The following is a 501-nucleotide window of genomic DNA, read 5'->3' on the forward strand; positions in this document are numbered from 1 at the left end:
AATATTTTGGCGAAGGCGCAGATGCCGATGTTCAGACGGCCTTGCAAAGCGTTATTGATTTGCTCAAAGTACAAGGAGCGGAGACTGTTGAAGTTTCCCTGCCGCAAACATCATTGTCGATTCCTGCTTATTACGTTCTTGCCTCTGCTGAAGCAAGTACCAACTTGTCCCGTTTTGATGGCGTACGTTATGGCCACCGTGCGGTGCAATTTGGCGATTTGGAAGAAATGTACAGCAACACCCGTGCCGAAGGTTTTGGCAGCGAGGTCAAACGCCGTATCATGATCGGTACTTATGTATTGAGCCATGGTTACTACGATGCGTACTATTTGAAAGCGCAAAAACTGCGCCGTCTGGTTGCCAATGATTTTCAGACGGCCTTTGGTCAATGTGATTTCATTTTGGCGCCGACTGCGCCGACTGCCGCGCCAAAACTCGGCAGCGACATTCACGACCCTGTGCAAATGTACTTATCCGATATTTACACCATCGCCGTGAACC

Annotated in this window: 1 protein-coding gene; it reads left to right on the forward strand. The window is 49.3% G+C overall.

Translation table 11 applies throughout. The features are described from left to right. Positions 1–501, forward strand: a 501-nt coding sequence (locus tag ACTHUM_RS18930; protein ID WP_440403818.1) for an amidase family protein, incomplete at both ends; no start/stop codon positions are given.

It is taken from the genome of Neisseria sp. P0021.S006 (assembly GCF_051956895.1).